Raw genomic sequence first — 14606 nt, 5'->3', positions numbered from 1 at the left:
TTACTTAACCACTTTCGCACCAAGCGTATGCTCAAAGTGAGAAAGTGCCCACTCGTGCCCCGCTTCATTAAAACTCGCTACGGCATTCTCATGAATCACAAGTTCAAAGCCTTTATTGTACGCATCAACAGCTGTATGAAGTACACAAATATCGGTACACACTCCGGCTAGGTGAAGTTCAGTGATGCCACGCTCGCGCAGTTTCATTTCTAATTGAGTGCCTGCAAAAGCAGAGTATCTTGTTTTTTCCATATAATAGACATGATTTAAATGTGTTGACGTGTGAAATAGTGAACTTAGTTTTCCGTAAAGTTCAATTCCTTCTGTCCCGCGAATATTATGGGGCGGAAATAACTTTGTCTCTGGGTGATATGGATCTTGCTCTTCATGATGATCGACGGCAAAAACAACAAAGTGTCCTTCATCAATAAATGAAGAAGTGATCTCTGTGATCTTCGACTCAATCGCCTGTCCAGGCTTTCCGCACGTCAGTTTTCCATCGTCTGCAACAAAATCAACTGTATAATCAATACAAATCAATGCTTTGCCCATCCGCATCTCTCCCATATGCTCTTTTGAATCATTATAGCTTATTCATTTCACTAGGGAAACCTATTCAACAGATTCACGAGAAAAAGCTTTTTGAAAAAGCTCATCTTCTATATAGATATGCTCTTGATTGATCGCATGCGGCACCTCTATCACAAGCCCAAAAGGTGAATGTGACTCGTGATGGTTGACCACTTTAAAAGAACAACCAGCGGCATTTGCCATTTTGACATATGGAGAATAAGAAGCATATGACAATTCACCATTTAAAAGAACAGTGGCCTCTCGGTTTGCCTTCAATACTTGCTCTACCTCTTGATACGATTTATGTCTCGATACTTGCCCTTTTGTCAGAGCGAGAAGAGCACGTTCTCTTAATGAGCCGAGATACATTCTTCGTTCATCGGGTTTTGTTTCAGCATGTCCAAATATCCCTTGCTGCAAATAAAAGTCTACGGATTCTTCTTTCATTGCTGTGTTCACTCCTGGTTTCTGAATTTACATTTCTGTGACCCAGTGCACAATTTTTTGTGCAAGTTCACGGGCTTCGTCTATTTCTACTCTTTTGTTTAAAGAATGTTCTAGTGCTTGCTCAAGCTGCGTTTTTTCGTCTTCATACGCGATAGAAATACTCCATTCCATATCAGGTACAGCGACAAGCGTTTTATATTCTTTTTTATTTTCATGTAAATATACATTGTAGGTTGTTGGTTGCCCGCTTGTCAGATGCGCTTTTCTTATTTTCATTTGATGTGTTTTACCCCCCTTTTTCTTCTTCCTTCTTCTATCCATTGTACCATAAAAAAAGACAGCTTCTGAAAAGGAGACCCTTTCAAAGCTGGCTATGCGTTAAAGCTCTTTTGCTGGCTGATCAGGTTTGAATCCCAAACAAATGTGACGTTCGGATTGTTGAAGAATTGAACAAAATCTCCTGCATTATAGGTGCCTGAACCACCAGCGGAATGATCCACACTTTTTGGCGAAATGGCAAACACATCGCCGAAATGTGCAGAACCGTTTCCTATGACACGGTCAATATGAATGGGTCCAACAATTGCTGGCATCTTTCCACCACCTTTACTACCCTCATCATATGCCTAGCGGAACAATACGTGTCTATCCAACATAAAAAAGACAGCTGATATGTCCTATGATCAGCTGTCTTTTATGCATTAAATGATTGAGGCTGGCCAAACAGTGTAAAGTCCCAAAGCATGGTGGCATTCGGATCGCTTGTCAGGGACATATAATCACCTGAATTAAAAGCTCCCGCTCCACCGGTCGAGTGATCTACAGCCAAAGGGGCAATGGCGAGAACGTCACCAAAAGTAGCCGAGCCGTTTCCGCCTAAAGACTCAATATGGATGGGTCCAACAATCGCAGGCATCTTCCTTCTCCTCCCTATTCGCTTATGTGAGTTATGTTATGCAAAAAGGGAAAAGTTGTGCATCTGCCCTAAACGTTTAAATGCTGTTCTTTTCGAGAGCGCTGACGCAGCTGAACCAATCTGACAATATTGAGTGTGATGGCTTTCAGCAGCGCATAGACAGGGACGGCAAAAATCATGCCAAGGATTCCGCCAAAACTTCCTGCCCCAATTAATAGCAAGATAATTGTTAACGGATGTGTGTTGAGACGTTTTCCAATGATCAATGGAGAAATGACGTTTCCATCGATCTGCTGAACAACAAGAATGACAATAACAGTCACAACCGCTTTTCCAGGCGAATCAAGAAAAGCAATGAGCACAGCTGGTGCCGCACCAAGATATGGCCCAAGATATGGAATGACGTTTGTCACCGCAATAATGATGCCGAGAATGAGCGCATATTTCACACCAATTAATAAGTATCCGATAAAACAAGCAACTCCGACAAATAAACAAACAACGATTTGTCCTTGTATGTAAGCAGCAAGCGTATCGTTTAATTCTTTAAAAATCTTCAATCCTTCCTTACGGTAAGGCATTGGCAAAAATTGAACGAGCTTGTCCGGAAACTTATGCCCGTCTTTTAGCATGTAAAATAAAATGAATGGAACGGTAATGACAGCAAGGGCAATATTCGCAATCACGCCAAACACCGCCGACATACTTGAAGCAATATTTTCCGGTAAATCTTTTAATGTCGAAACGATCGACTGTTCAAACTTCGAAACAGACACATAATCTTGGTTCATCATCCACGTAAATGTTTTAGAATGCGAGAAATCGTTGATAAATTTCTGCATGTCCGTGACATACCCCGGGAAGCTTTTGACAAGTCCACCCACCTGCGTGACAATGACAGGTCCAGCAGCATTGACAATAAACGTGATAAGCCCGATGAATAGAAGATAAATAATCAGAATGGCGAGCGTCCTAGGTATCTTCTTCGACAAAAATCGAACAATCGGATTAAAGATGAAAAAGAGAATACCAGCCAGTAAAATAGGAACAAACAACGTTGAAGCAAATAAAATGATCGGCTGAAATAAAAACGAAACTTTTGTTGATACGTACACAATCAGTAAAACCAGTAATATTTGGAATGTCCAAAAATGAACTTTAGATTTTAACAAAGATGCTCCTCCTGTTACGTATTGACCTTATTAAAAAACTACTATTCAACCCACCTTCTGTCAACTGCTTCTTGTTTTAGAACCATATTTTTTGAAAAAAAAAGAACAATTGGTATATCATGCACTTTTTCCAGATATACATTCTGTAAGCATTGAAAAAAGCAGACACCTGTGCGTCTGCTTGTTACACTCTTTCACTGTGATCAGGCATCACCGACACGATTTGCTGGATCCGCACATAAAACACTGATTTTGCCCCCGCCTCAATCACAATATGATCCGGCATCACTTCCTTCAACTTTCCACGTACTGTATCTTTCACTGTTTGAACAATCAATCTCATACCGACTACTTTCTGCAATGTTTGATAAACATATGGATCAACTAATGAAACAAGCTGTGGACTTCCTTGTTGTGCCATGCTACCTGCCCCTTTACTTGTGTATTTACCCACAGCGTATGCAATGACCCATGTGAGTGTCACTCAGCAAACCTACAACATTATTACCGTATTTTTACATTTCGTATTTTTTTACAATTTTTAGAAGTATAATAGATTGGTGCTGCCAACATCTTAAATTATTTGAAGAGGTGAATGATCTTGAAAAAATTAATCTGTATCGTTGCTGTCATGCTCTTACTATCCTCTGCAAGTTATGCGCACGCAGGCACAATTGGAGATGCACCTGGTACACCAGGGAAGTGGTTTAAAGGAGAAGAACCGGTACAAAAAGACCTGTCAAAACCCCCACTTGTTTTTGTACATGGCATAAACAGTTCTTCCTCCACATGGTCTGATCGAAACGATATGGCAAAACAAGCTGTTCTGAACGGATACGAAAGCGCGTTCATAGATTTATATCCAGATCAGGACATGAAAAAGAATGGGAAACTATTAGCAGAAAAGTTAAAAGAAATCTATGAATTTTTCGGCAGAAAACTGATCATAATCGGTCATAGTAAAGGCGGAGTGGATACGCAGGCGGCACTCGTGTATTACAACGCTCATCCATATGTAGAGAAAGTCATCACACTTGGCTCTCCACATTATGGGACGCCGCTTGCGGATTTAGCCTATAGCAAAGGCGGAAGCTGGCTTGCGCAAATCCTTGGACAAAAGAGCGACGCGCTCTATTCTCTGCAAACCGGGATGATGGCAGCTTTTCGAAGTGAAACCGACCGACTGGAGACGTTTCCTCATAAATATGTGACCTATTCTGGTTCAGAATGGGGAACCTTTGGCGGAGTGCTTTATTTAGGCGGCATGTATTTAAAAAGCTTTGGTGCAAACGATGGCGCTGTGACGGTCAGCAGCACAAAGCTAGCATATGCAAACAATATTTTAACAGGAAAGTGGGATCACTTTTCGATCAAAAACGGCACAAGCATGTTCCCCGTATTTCAGGCACAGCTGCGTGCAAGTACCGCAAGCGCTGAAAGTGAAGACGAACAAGAGCAAGAACCAGTCTCTTCGGAGCTAAATACAAACGTTTATGTGAAAGGTGGAGAAAGTGAAAAGGATAAAACAGAAGCGTTCTATGTAGAGGAAGGAACGAATGGCCTATCGATTCAGTGGTTAAATGAAAGACAGGAAGCCAATCCGGAAATCGTTGCGCCAAATGGAGATGTCTTAACCAATTTGACGACATCCGAAGCATCATTCCCATATGAAGGCGCCTATTCACACCATGTGCAAATCAATAAACCCGTTCCAGGAAAATGGACGATTCGATCAAATTCAGGAAAAAAGGATCCTTATTTGCTACTTGTATCCTTTGATTCACCATTGAATGAAGAAATCAAAATCGCTGCAGCGAAATCAGGAGATGCATCGACACATTCAAGCAAGCTGATTAAACGATTAAGCAAAACTGTAGAGACCATTTATTTTAAAGATGCCGAGAAGGATCATCCACTGAAAACGAGCTCTTCATCAGCCGTTCAATTGAAAAAAGAAGGTGCTTATTCCGTCACGGTTCATTACACAGGTCTCACTGCGTCAGGGACATCGGCATTTAACCGTACTGTGATTCGCACATTGTATGTGGATCAGCACGGAACGATTCATGGAGATATTCCATATTAAACAGAGCGTTTCATGGGCTGAAGCGCCTGCTGCACCTTCTCATCCAAATCAGCAATTTTTTTGAGCGCAAGTGATTCATCTATTTGTCTGTAATGATGGTGTCCACCAGGCTCTTCGTCCATTTCATCTGCTTTCTTCACAATTTGCTGGAGTGTGTCCTTATGCAGGTCGCCCTCTGGCAAATATGAATCTGTGTGAAGCAAAATCGCAAGGGCAATCTCTTTGGCTGCTTTTGGTTCCTCGCCGAGCCGTATGAGCAGTTTATGTGCCCGCTCTGCCCCTTTAATGGCATGAATATCATTTCGTCTATATGTCTCGTAATCCCATTCTCCGCCTGCTGTATACCATTCATAGTGGCCGATGTCATGCAAGAGTGCTGCTTTCACAGCAAGATCCGGGTTAATCCCCGCCTGCATCGCCAGTTTGAATGCGTGATAAGCACAAGCAATGGCGTGGGCTTTTCCAGAACGATTTAAATATTTTTGAGCGACTGGATGGGTGTAAACATCCATTAATGTAACCTTTCTCATGGAAACCCCTCCTTATCTATATTTTTAGCATCCTAACATATTCTGAAAAGAAACTCAAATGTTCTGTCATATTTCCGATGAGTCTCAAAATTAGCTTATGCTCAATAAGCTGTCTTTGCTTGTACAATACGAAAAAAGCAGCCGTTATGACTGCTTTTTTCCATACTCACGGGCATCGTATACACAACCGCCAGCTGGGTCATCTGCTAGAAGGTCGAGTAAAATACCGGCCACTTCATCTGGGCTCTTTAGCGTACCTGTTTCATGTAATTGCTGAAACCGCTCAATTTGTTCAAAGTCCTGTTTGGAGGATTTCCGAATCTCTCCCTGCATATCCGTATCAATCGTACCGGGTGAAAAGGAAAACGTGGTGACAGGATATGCTTCGTCCTGCTGTTCCTCATGTAAAGTTCTCATAAACATATCAAGCCCTGCTTTTGAACTGCAATAGGCACTCCATCCTTTGTACGGATTTTTAGCTGCTCCAGAAGAAAGATGCACGATGGTTTTCTTCCCTTCAAGAGATTGTGTCTCCCTCACAAACACATGACTGAGCAAAACAGGGATGACAAGGTTCAGCGTATAATGCTGATGAAGCGTATCTTCTCCGCCTTGCCCTGCACGTTTGATAGGAGTGACCATTCCTGCATTATTGACAAGCAAGACGTCATCAGCGTCTGCGAGAGTTTGCGAGGACAAGATGCCCTGAAGCCACTTTGCAGCCGATTCCTCATTAGTGAGATCGACCTGTGAATGCGTGAGGTGTGGATGGGATAGTGGCGACTCACTTCTTGCAGCGGTATACACGTTATCCCCGCGTGAAAGTAGCTGTTTGACAAGTGCTAAACCAAATCCTTTTGATCCGCCTGTGACGATTGAAATTCGAATGACAATCTCCTCCCTTGATAACACTATTTTAAATAGTGAATCGGTCTCACATCAAGCAATCTGCATCTGCATAAAGAAAAGCCTGCCCTTTTCAAAAGGCAGGCTATTTCTTTTCCGTCTTCACATTCACCTTTGGAATCAGAATGATCATGACAATGATGCCAAAGGCGATCAAGATGCCAAAAATGATTGGTAGAAGCGCCGATCTCTGCTTTTCATGATCATCGCCAGAAGGCGTTGATACAGCCGAATCGCTGAAAGAGATATCCATCTCTTTCATCATACGAGCTGGCGTTTTAGGCGGATTTTCTTTCAGATCACTAAAAAGCTGCGGCGAAAGTTGACCACCAGAGGTCTTAGGCGGGTCAGCAAAGTGAATGTCCGTTTTGACTTTAGATGTTGTTTTGCTTTGTTCGTATTTCGTTTGATCCCTCAATATACTCGAATTAATATTGAGGTTCTTTTCTTGATATTCATTCGGCTTGACATTCGTATCCGTATCTTCACCTGTAGCAGCAAAAGCAGCAGGACTGAGGAGAAAAAGGGATATGACACCAAGTGCCATCCCTTTGACGAATAGATTAAGCCTCATGAGTGACATCACGTTCCTCTGTTTTGTCTTTCCATAGCTTCTTCACTAGTGGAATGACCATGAACAATATCGTTAAAATCAGTAGCCCTGTGATGCCCATACCGAAGTTGTCTCCATTTCCATATTGGATGGACAGATACACGTCTGTCACTGGATTTGTAAAATGGAAGTTTGGCATGACCAAATCAATTAACGGTGCAACAAAGAAGAAAATAAGCACCGTTGCTGCCATCCATCCGGCAATTGAACCGAAAAGGAAAGCTGTGCGAATAAAGGCAGAGCATGCCACTAGCAGCAAAATCGTAAAGATCGACCATTGAATGGCTTGGTCATCAGCTAGTTTGTAAATGTTGAGTCCAAACAGGCTGATCATGAGCCCGACTAGCAGATTTAAAATACCAAAGAGTGCACCTTTGACCAGCATTGGCGCTGACGCATAGTACGAGCTAAAAAAGCCAATCAACAAACTGCTGATCATCACAATAACCAAAATGACTACTGGCGGTACAGTCTGCGTTTTTTCTTCTGGCACATCGCCGCTAATTTTCAGCGGATTGGCTAAATGGTTATACACATAGTTGCTGTTGCCTTGATCATCTAAAGTGTTACCTAAAATACCCTTTAAATCTTGTTGAACAAGCTTCGTAGAATTGACATTCTTGCTCCAGTTTTCGTTCAGCGTATCTGCTTTTTCTTGAACGGCTGTGACACTTTCTTCAATATTATTCGTATAATCGGCCACCCCTTTTTGGCGGTCAGTTAACGAACTCATATTTTCAGAAAGACGAAGCACTTCCTGACCAATTGAATCCTGTGCACTCACAACAATCGAACTGCCCGCAAGGTCTGCCGTATACACCGCATCTCCTTGATCAGCCATTTGTTCAGCTACTGTGTCCGCACTTTCAGAAATGGCATTTAACTCCTGTTCCATACTTGCCTGCTGAGTCGAAATGTATTCTGCGTAGCCATCTGAGAATTTTTGCATCTCATCAATAAAGGTAGACACATCATCATTTGACGTCAGCATTTGATTTTTGAGTGTATCCCAGTTTTCCGTTTCTTCTTTTTTGATGGAAAGGATGGACTGGATTTCATCTCCTTTTGTGTCTAGTAGAGATGAGTTGTTTGTTGGTTGATATAGATTCCCAAGCATCATCTCTAGCTGAGACAGTTGATTGGAGTATTCCATTAACTTTTTGGTGCTTGTTGAATTTGTTTTAAACTCTTGATCAAATATTTTCGTATTCAAAGTATTGCCAATCGGCGAGTTTACGCGTTTCAGCTCTTGCACTTTGTCTAAAATAGAGGATTCCTGATTTTTGATTTCATTCGGAATAACGTTATATCGATCTTGTAACCTCAGAATCATCTTTTCAAGCTTCTCTACTTTTTTCGTGAGGCTTTCAAGCTCCTTACTCATTTGACTTACTTTGTCTTTCAATTGGTCGTTATGAGCGGTCGCTTTTTCTTGAATCTTCTTTTTCACTTCTTCTAAACGATTAGACAGTGCTTTTAGGTCATCTTTTGATTGATTCGTGCCGCTGTTATCTGGCTGAACAGCATCCTGACCGTTTTCACCCTCTTTATCATCTTCATTAGTAGGAGGTGCAGTCTGATCTTCTAATTGATCAGCTAGATCGTTCATTTCTGATGAAATTTGCGAGAGTTCATTTGTTTCATCATCTAAGTTAATGCCAATCTCTTCTGGGTTCTCATTATCTTGATCTGATTGCCCGTCATCATCAGGATCAGCTGGCTGCTCGGGTGCGTTGATTAGCTCTTGCCTTTTTGCTTCTAGCTTATTCTGCAAGGCGATGATCTTACTTTTATAGGCCTCTAAGTATTGACCTTCATAATTCTTCAACAGCTCTTCTTGAGACGCCTTCACAAGGTCCGTTAATCCCGACGATTGCTTAGGGATTGCGTCTTCTCTTGCCTTTTGAACAGATTGAATTGCGCTGTCCGTTGTTTTAAGCTGACTTTGGACCCCATTGATATCGGTTTTGAGTCCGCCCATTTGATCGCTAAAGCTGCGGGCATTTTGGTTTTGAATCTCCGCAAGCTGTTTGAGTCCTTGCTGGATTTGTTTTTTGCTTGTCGATTGCGCTTTGATCAAGAGATCTTTTTGTTTGTCTTGATACTGCTGATATTGATCGACTACTTTTACGAAATCCTTCAGCTGGCTTTTCGCTTCTTCTGTTGTACTTAAACCGTCTTTATACTGTTTTTGTGAATCGGCCATCGCATTTCTTAGTTCTTCTATTTGTTTCTTCTGCTGCTGGACGGCATCAGATAGTTTGTTTGAATTTGGCTTATAGAAGTTGTACATCGTGTTTTGGAATTCGACCTCTTTGCCAACAATATGCTCAAACTCTTCTCTGACATTGCCGATTTCCTGTGATACAAAACTCCAATATAAAGTCGACATTTGTTCATTCATTTTCTTTTGAGCATTTTCTAGCTCTCTTTGTACTTTTTCTTTATTCACTGCATTCAGCTGATCTTGGATCGAGAATTGGATAGATGCCTTCTCAGGATGATCCTTATCATAGCTCAGCACATTTTTAGAGAAGTCAGATGGAATATAGAGAACTGCATCGTACTTTCTATTTTTCAGGCCATTTTCTGCCGCACTTCGATTGACGACTGTCCATGTGTAATCTGGACGCTCTGATAATGCCGCCACCACATCCTGTCCGAAACGAGCGGTATTTTCACTTTCGCTCGCCCCCATATCCTCATTGACCACGGCAATGTTACGTGTGGCATTCTTTTTCTGTTTTGCCGGATCATCCCCAATGAGATGGAAAAATAGAACCGGCAAGACGAGAATCAGTATCATGGTCGACACGATTTTGATGGAGCTTTTTTGCTGCTCTGTCATTGAACACTCTTCCTTTCTACCGCACATAAAGGAACCTGGATTTTCTTCTCTTTCCCGTTTTCAACCAAATATCCGAATCCTGGCTGAATCTCTGGTTCTTGTCTTGCATACGGAAGCGGTATGATGTTTTGCTCTGATTTTTTCATCAGTAACATGGCATGACGAACCTGTTTGATTTCGTTTGTGAGTGCATCATAGCCTTTACTGAATTCGGTATGATTTCCTGATGCGATCAGGCTGAAGCCTAAGTGGGCATATGACTTCATGAAATCAGCCAATTGATCTTGAAGACGCGGGTCGATTGTCTGCTGAAAACGCGTAATGCCATCAATCACAAGCACAATTTGAGAGAACGACAACTGATCAGTCTCTCCCCGGCGCACAGCTTCGACGTACATCTCTTCACGCACCTTGAATAAACGATCTATTTCCTCTGCCCATTCTGTGATATCATCCTTTGTTTCAAGGTAATCAATGTTCTCTTCTTTTGCATAATGAGAGAGCCCCCGATCAATCGAATCAAAGACGGCCAGCTTCTCAGGTTTTGCTACTAATAGATGATCAAGCATCAGTTTGGTCACATTTGTTTTCCCTCGCTGCGTTTGTCCGATAATGAGGCAGTGTTTATTCTTCTTCAAGTCAAAGTAAACAGGTGCAACAGATTCCTCATCTAGTCCGACTGGAATGTCATACGGCTGTTTTTGTTCTTCTAAGCGACTCTCTAGCTCCCAAATGGTCAGTTTATCAGGAAGCATCGGCACAGGTTTTGGTTTTTCAGCTGATTCAAAGCGATCATGAAGAAGCTGGATCTCTTGTTTTAAATGCTCAAACAATTCGAGATCGTTCTCTCCTTCAACTGGCAGGAACATTTGGGCAAAGTAAAGCTCTTCTTTGTTGATAATGACTCGTCCTGGAATCGGCTCTAAGCTGAATTTCGGTCTGCCAATAATGGAGTATGCCTCTCCTTGATCCATTAAGTAATGGACAATCTTTGTTTTCAAGTTGTTCATAAGAGATTGACGGACTGCGTTGACACGAGTCGCTGTGATTAAGAAATAAATGCCTAACGATTGTCCATCACGGCTTAACTGAATAAATTCAGATTCGAGTTCATGCATTTCGTCTTTCACAATGTCAAAGTTGTCAATCACGATAAATATGAATGGAAGCTTTTTCTCATTCAGCGCATTGTACATTTTGATATGACTCATTTCCTGCTGTCTAAATAAACGCTTGCGATATTCAACCTCTTCACGAAGACGCTTCATCGACTTTTGAATCTTTCTCATTTGATCCATTAAGAAATAATCAGCCGTATGCGGAAGTTTGGCAAGCGGTAGCAAGGTGCCGTTACCGAAGTCATAAATATATGCATGCCATTCTTCAGGTGAATATCTTTCTGCGAAGCTCATAAGCAGTGTGGTTGCAGCAAGTGATTTGCCGTAGCCGGATGAACCGAAGATGCCAATATTTCCATCCTCCATCATTTGATAAGAAAGTGGATGCTGGCTTTGCTGATCTGGCTCATCGACAAGAGCGAAATGGAAGACGTGCTCTTCACTTGATGCATAACGTGTTTTTGGAATCCGTTCTTCAAGCGGTGGAAGCCATGGACTTGGAAGCTTTTCAATTCCAAGCTCCTGCTGCATACGTTCAATTTCATCCACAACAGCGGAAATTTCCGTCACTGTCTCTTTTTTCACAGCCGGCTCTGTACTTACCCCTGATAATGGGATCAGTCCAGTGTCCGTTACAATGGCGATGTCATCTTCTGATCCGTAACCATCTTCCATATACGGTGCACCGCTCCAAGCCGACTGGAATAATTCATAGATTTCATTGTTCCCCACTTGTAAATATCCACGACCTGTCACGGTAATCGACGCTGCATCACTATTTTTCAAAATTTCCTTACTGTCTGATGCATCTTGTACCTTTAATGCGACTTTAAAGCGGGAGTTACTCCAAATTTGATCATCAATGACCCCGCCAGGCTTTTGTGTCGCTAAAATGAGATGGACACCGAGACTTCGTCCAATCCGCGCGGCACTGACAAGCTCTCTAATAAAATCTGGCTCTTCACTTTTTAATTCAGCAAACTCATCAGAGATTAAGAACAAATGAGGCATCGCCTGTTCCGCCTTTTTCTCTTTATAGAGTTTCGTATAGTCATTGATATGATTCACATGATACTGATCAAACAAGCGCTGTCTTTTCTTCAGTTCACTTTTAATAGAGGCAAGCGCTCTTTCACTAAAGTTTTTGCTGCCTTCAATGTTTGTGATCGTACCAAGCAAGTGTGGAATATTTCGGAACGGCTGCGCCATTCCGCCTCCTTTGTAATCAATGAGCAGGAACGCCACTTCATGCGGGTGAAAGTGTACAGCCAAGGATAAAATATACGTCTGTAAAAACTCACTTTTTCCTGATCCCGTTGTTCCCGCTAACAGACCATGTGGGCCATGTGCTTTTTCATGCAGATTCAGATCGACAATATCGTTTTTTCCTTTATAACCGATAGGCACAGATAATGACTTTGCTGTTTCAGATGTCAGCCATTTTTCACGAATGCCAATGTCATCTACCTGCTTGGCATGAAACAGGTCAAGGAAGGAGACCGTTTCTGGAATTGAGTTGGTCATCCCGACTTGATGATCTAATGTTCTTAAGGTTCTGGCAAACAGCTCATTGTCCGCTCGCGCATGTGCATCCAGCTGAAATGGAATTCGTACGGCCTTTTTATGCTGAATGAGAATATCTCCTTCTTCTTCGTTAATGTAACGAACAAGCGTTGAAATATTTTCAGCCAAGCTTTCCTTTGTTTCTGCCGCAAAGATAATTGAGATGCCTAAATCCGTCCGGCTGCCTTCTAGGTATTCTAAAATCACATGTTCCGCAATGAGTTCATGGTTTGTCACGATAAACACAAAGTGAGGCGTAAAGATTTTTTTCTCTTTTTCCTCTTCCAGATCACGCTCTCGCAAAATTTCATAAATAGAAGACAAGAGCTGATCACGTGTTTGTTCGTTATATATAAACCCTTTCCCGTATGTATGAGGAAGTTGGAAGTGCGGCAGCCATTTCATCCATTCCCAGTTCTCATACTCCTGTTCATTAAAGATAAAAACAAATCTCAAATCATGATAGCTGTGCGAGAAAGCAAGCTGGCCGACAAGCTGGTGAAGCTCATTTTTGACAATTGCCGGTTTTCCTATTAATCCGGTTGGACCGTCCGCAAGACCGAACGTAATCGGTACATTTTTTACCTCGCGATAGACGTTTTGCATATGCTGGGTTTGTTCCATTAAATCATCGATGTCACGATTGGCCATATCGCCGCCGCTCGTCGATAATTCATAACTTGAAGGAACTGCACCTGTCCCTAGACGCAGCTGTAAAAAATCATCACTGACAAGCGTCTTTTCCCAAATACGCCCGCTGATTTCTGACGTCAAATATTTCATTTGTTCAAAAGACGGGTAATGATACGTTAAAATAAATTGTTGACGGTCATACAGCTCTTGCAGCTCTTTCCGCTTATTTTCTAAGTAAAGCGAGTAAACGCGTTGCCGCTTCTCTTCTCGTCTTTTGCGCTGTGATTTTTCTTTAAAATATTGAACGGACGAAGTAATTAACGTCATAATAAACATCGCCATCGACACGACAATAAAGATGCCTCGCGGCTGTACAAGTGCCACGATCCCCATGACAATCAGCATAACAAGCGGTGGAAGAACCACGAGCCAAAGTCCTCTGCCGTTATTTTCACTCTCCTGTGAAGGAAAGCTGAAAGACACCCGGTCATCTGGCAGATCGTAAATCAAACGTGGTGTTCGTCTATATAAAGGATATTTTTGTTTCGTTTCGGTACTCGGCGGCCTTGTTTTTTCTAAACGTGTTTGAAATGGTTCAAATGCTGTTACTTGCAATAAATCATCATCTTTCAATGACAGCGTCAAAAAGTTCCAAAACAGCTCATCCCCAGCAAGAAGCTGCTGTGGACCGTGCAGCTGTTTCCCGTTCACATAGATCGTTTCATCTTGGGGAATGACATACCAAGTGCCTTCTATTTTTTCCAACGTGAAGGATTTGGCATCTTGAAACATTGAATGAGCTTGTTCCTTCCACACATCCGCTTCATCTATTTCTTCACTTGAAATAGTCACTTCGACTCTATTTCCTAGGTAATAAATGGATTGATCATGATGTGAATCCATCAACATGAGTGTGAGTGAACCAACCTGATATGGTTCATGTGGAAGTAAGTGACCTTTCTTTTTTTCGCCCTGATAAAGAGAAAAGCCGTCATTCGTTTCATCTGGAGATAAACGAATCAACCCTTCATCAAACGAAAGGGAAGGAATCGTTACTGTATGCTCTATTTCAGGTCCAATCACAGCTTCTCGGTTGAACTGCTCATCTAAACGGACGGTTTGATAATCTTCCTCATAAAAAACCCATAGAAGACTCAAACGCTCCACCTCCTCATCGGACAGCACCAACTGTCAGTTGTAT

13 protein-coding genes are annotated in these 14606 nt (G+C 42.0%); 1 reads left to right on the top strand and 12 read right to left on the bottom strand.

The window, feature by feature from the left end:
* The 7 genes from MHH23_RS05690 to MHH23_RS05660 form a co-directional block, all read right to left on the bottom strand.
* Positions 1-552, bottom strand: a complete 552-nt coding sequence (locus MHH23_RS05690) for a cysteine hydrolase family protein (protein ID WP_008345872.1) — start codon at positions 550-552, stop codon at positions 1-3.
* A 60-nt stretch (positions 553-612) separates the two neighbouring features.
* The gene (locus tag MHH23_RS05685) at positions 613-1020 is read right to left on the bottom strand and encodes a YueI family protein (protein WP_024719733.1); all 408 of its coding nucleotides are present in this window, start codon (positions 1018-1020) and stop codon (positions 613-615) included.
* A gap of 27 nt (positions 1021-1047) precedes the next feature.
* Positions 1048-1296: a YueH family protein gene (locus tag MHH23_RS05680; protein WP_116306141.1), complete on the bottom strand. Its 249-nt coding sequence runs from the start codon at positions 1294-1296 to the stop codon at positions 1048-1050.
* Positions 1297-1391: 95 nt separating this feature from the next.
* Positions 1392-1613 carry a spore germination protein gene (locus MHH23_RS05675; RefSeq protein ID WP_008345878.1) on the bottom strand — a complete coding sequence of 74 codons (222 nt, stop codon included), beginning with the start codon at positions 1611-1613 and terminating at the stop codon, positions 1392-1394.
* Positions 1614-1714: 101 nt separating this feature from the next.
* A complete protein-coding gene (locus MHH23_RS05670) occupies positions 1715-1936 on the bottom strand; it encodes a spore germination protein (protein WP_008345880.1) in 222 nt (73 codons plus the stop codon).
* Positions 1937-2004: 68 nt separating this feature from the next.
* Complete coding sequence (locus MHH23_RS05665; RefSeq protein WP_039168924.1) at positions 2005-3108, bottom strand: AI-2E family transporter; 1104 nt, start codon at positions 3106-3108, stop codon at positions 2005-2007.
* Between the two features lie 184 nt (positions 3109-3292).
* Positions 3293-3529, bottom strand: coding sequence for a YuzF family protein (locus tag MHH23_RS05660; RefSeq protein WP_003213721.1), 237 nt, complete (start codon positions 3527-3529; stop codon positions 3293-3295).
* Positions 3530-3709: 180 nt separating this feature from the next.
* On the opposite strand from MHH23_RS05660, the gene MHH23_RS05655 reads away from it, so the two are divergent.
* Entirely contained in the window at positions 3710-5194 is a 1485-nt protein-coding gene (locus tag MHH23_RS05655) for an esterase/lipase family protein (protein ID WP_045034544.1), read from the top strand.
* Here MHH23_RS05655 and MHH23_RS05650 read toward each other — a convergent pair.
* The 5 genes from MHH23_RS05650 to essC all read right to left on the bottom strand — a co-directional run bounded on the left by MHH23_RS05650 (position 5191) and on the right by essC (position 14563).
* On the bottom strand, positions 5191-5724 hold the full coding sequence (locus MHH23_RS05650) for an HD domain-containing protein (RefSeq protein ID WP_007500462.1): 534 nt from the start codon (positions 5722-5724) through the stop codon (positions 5191-5193). The genes MHH23_RS05655 and MHH23_RS05650 overlap by 4 nt on opposite strands.
* Before the next feature lie 144 nt (positions 5725-5868).
* Positions 5869-6612, bottom strand: a complete 744-nt coding sequence (locus MHH23_RS05645) for a (S)-benzoin forming benzil reductase (protein WP_327878246.1) — start codon at positions 6610-6612, stop codon at positions 5869-5871.
* Positions 6613-6715: 103 nt separating this feature from the next.
* The gene (gene essA / locus MHH23_RS05640; protein WP_327878204.1) at positions 6716-7213 is read right to left on the bottom strand and encodes a type VII secretion protein EssA; all 498 of its coding nucleotides are present in this window, start codon (positions 7211-7213) and stop codon (positions 6716-6718) included.
* The gene (gene esaA / locus MHH23_RS05635; RefSeq protein ID WP_340959059.1) at positions 7194-10091 is read right to left on the bottom strand and encodes a type VII secretion protein EsaA; all 2898 of its coding nucleotides are present in this window, start codon (positions 10089-10091) and stop codon (positions 7194-7196) included. The genes essA and esaA overlap by 20 nt, the downstream gene beginning before the upstream one ends.
* Complete coding sequence (essC, locus tag MHH23_RS05630) at positions 10088-14563, bottom strand: type VII secretion protein EssC (RefSeq protein WP_335364575.1); 4476 nt, start codon at positions 14561-14563, stop codon at positions 10088-10090. Before essC ends, esaA begins: the two co-directional genes overlap by 4 nt.
* Between the last annotated feature and the right edge of the window lie 43 nt (positions 14564-14606).

Source organism: Bacillus sp. FSL K6-3458, from assembly GCF_038005045.1.
In the GTDB taxonomy this organism is placed as follows: Bacteria; Bacillota; Bacilli; order Bacillales; family Bacillaceae; genus Bacillus; species Bacillus altitudinis.
Note: the sequence above shows the minus strand (reverse complement) of the source record. Positions and strands in the feature narration are given on the sequence as shown.

Bases quoted from the DNA above. Each gene is read 5' to 3' on its own strand.
- MHH23_RS05660 (WP_003213721.1), bottom strand. From the start codon at position 3,529: ATGGCACAACAAGGAAGTCCACAGCTTGTTTCATTAGTTGATCCATAT.
- essA (WP_327878204.1), bottom strand. From the start codon at position 7,213: ATGTCACTCATGAGGCTTAATCTATTCGTCAAAGGGATGGCACTTGGT.
- MHH23_RS05680 (WP_116306141.1), bottom strand. From the start codon at position 1,296: ATGAAAATAAGAAAAGCGCATCTGACAAGCGGGCAACCAACAACCTAC.
- MHH23_RS05650 (WP_007500462.1), bottom strand. From the start codon at position 5,724: ATGAGAAAGGTTACATTAATGGATGTTTACACCCATCCAGTCGCTCAA.
- MHH23_RS05690 (WP_008345872.1), bottom strand. From the start codon at position 552: ATGGGCAAAGCATTGATTTGTATTGATTATACAGTTGATTTTGTTGCA.
- MHH23_RS05685 (WP_024719733.1), bottom strand. From the start codon at position 1,020: ATGAAAGAAGAATCCGTAGACTTTTATTTGCAGCAAGGGATATTTGGA.
- esaA (WP_340959059.1), bottom strand. From the start codon at position 10,091: ATGACAGAGCAGCAAAAAAGCTCCATCAAAATCGTGTCGACCATGATA.
- MHH23_RS05675 (WP_008345878.1), bottom strand. From the start codon at position 1,613: ATGCCAGCAATTGTTGGACCCATTCATATTGACCGTGTCATAGGAAAC.
- MHH23_RS05670 (WP_008345880.1), bottom strand. From the start codon at position 1,936: ATGCCTGCGATTGTTGGACCCATCCATATTGAGTCTTTAGGCGGAAAC.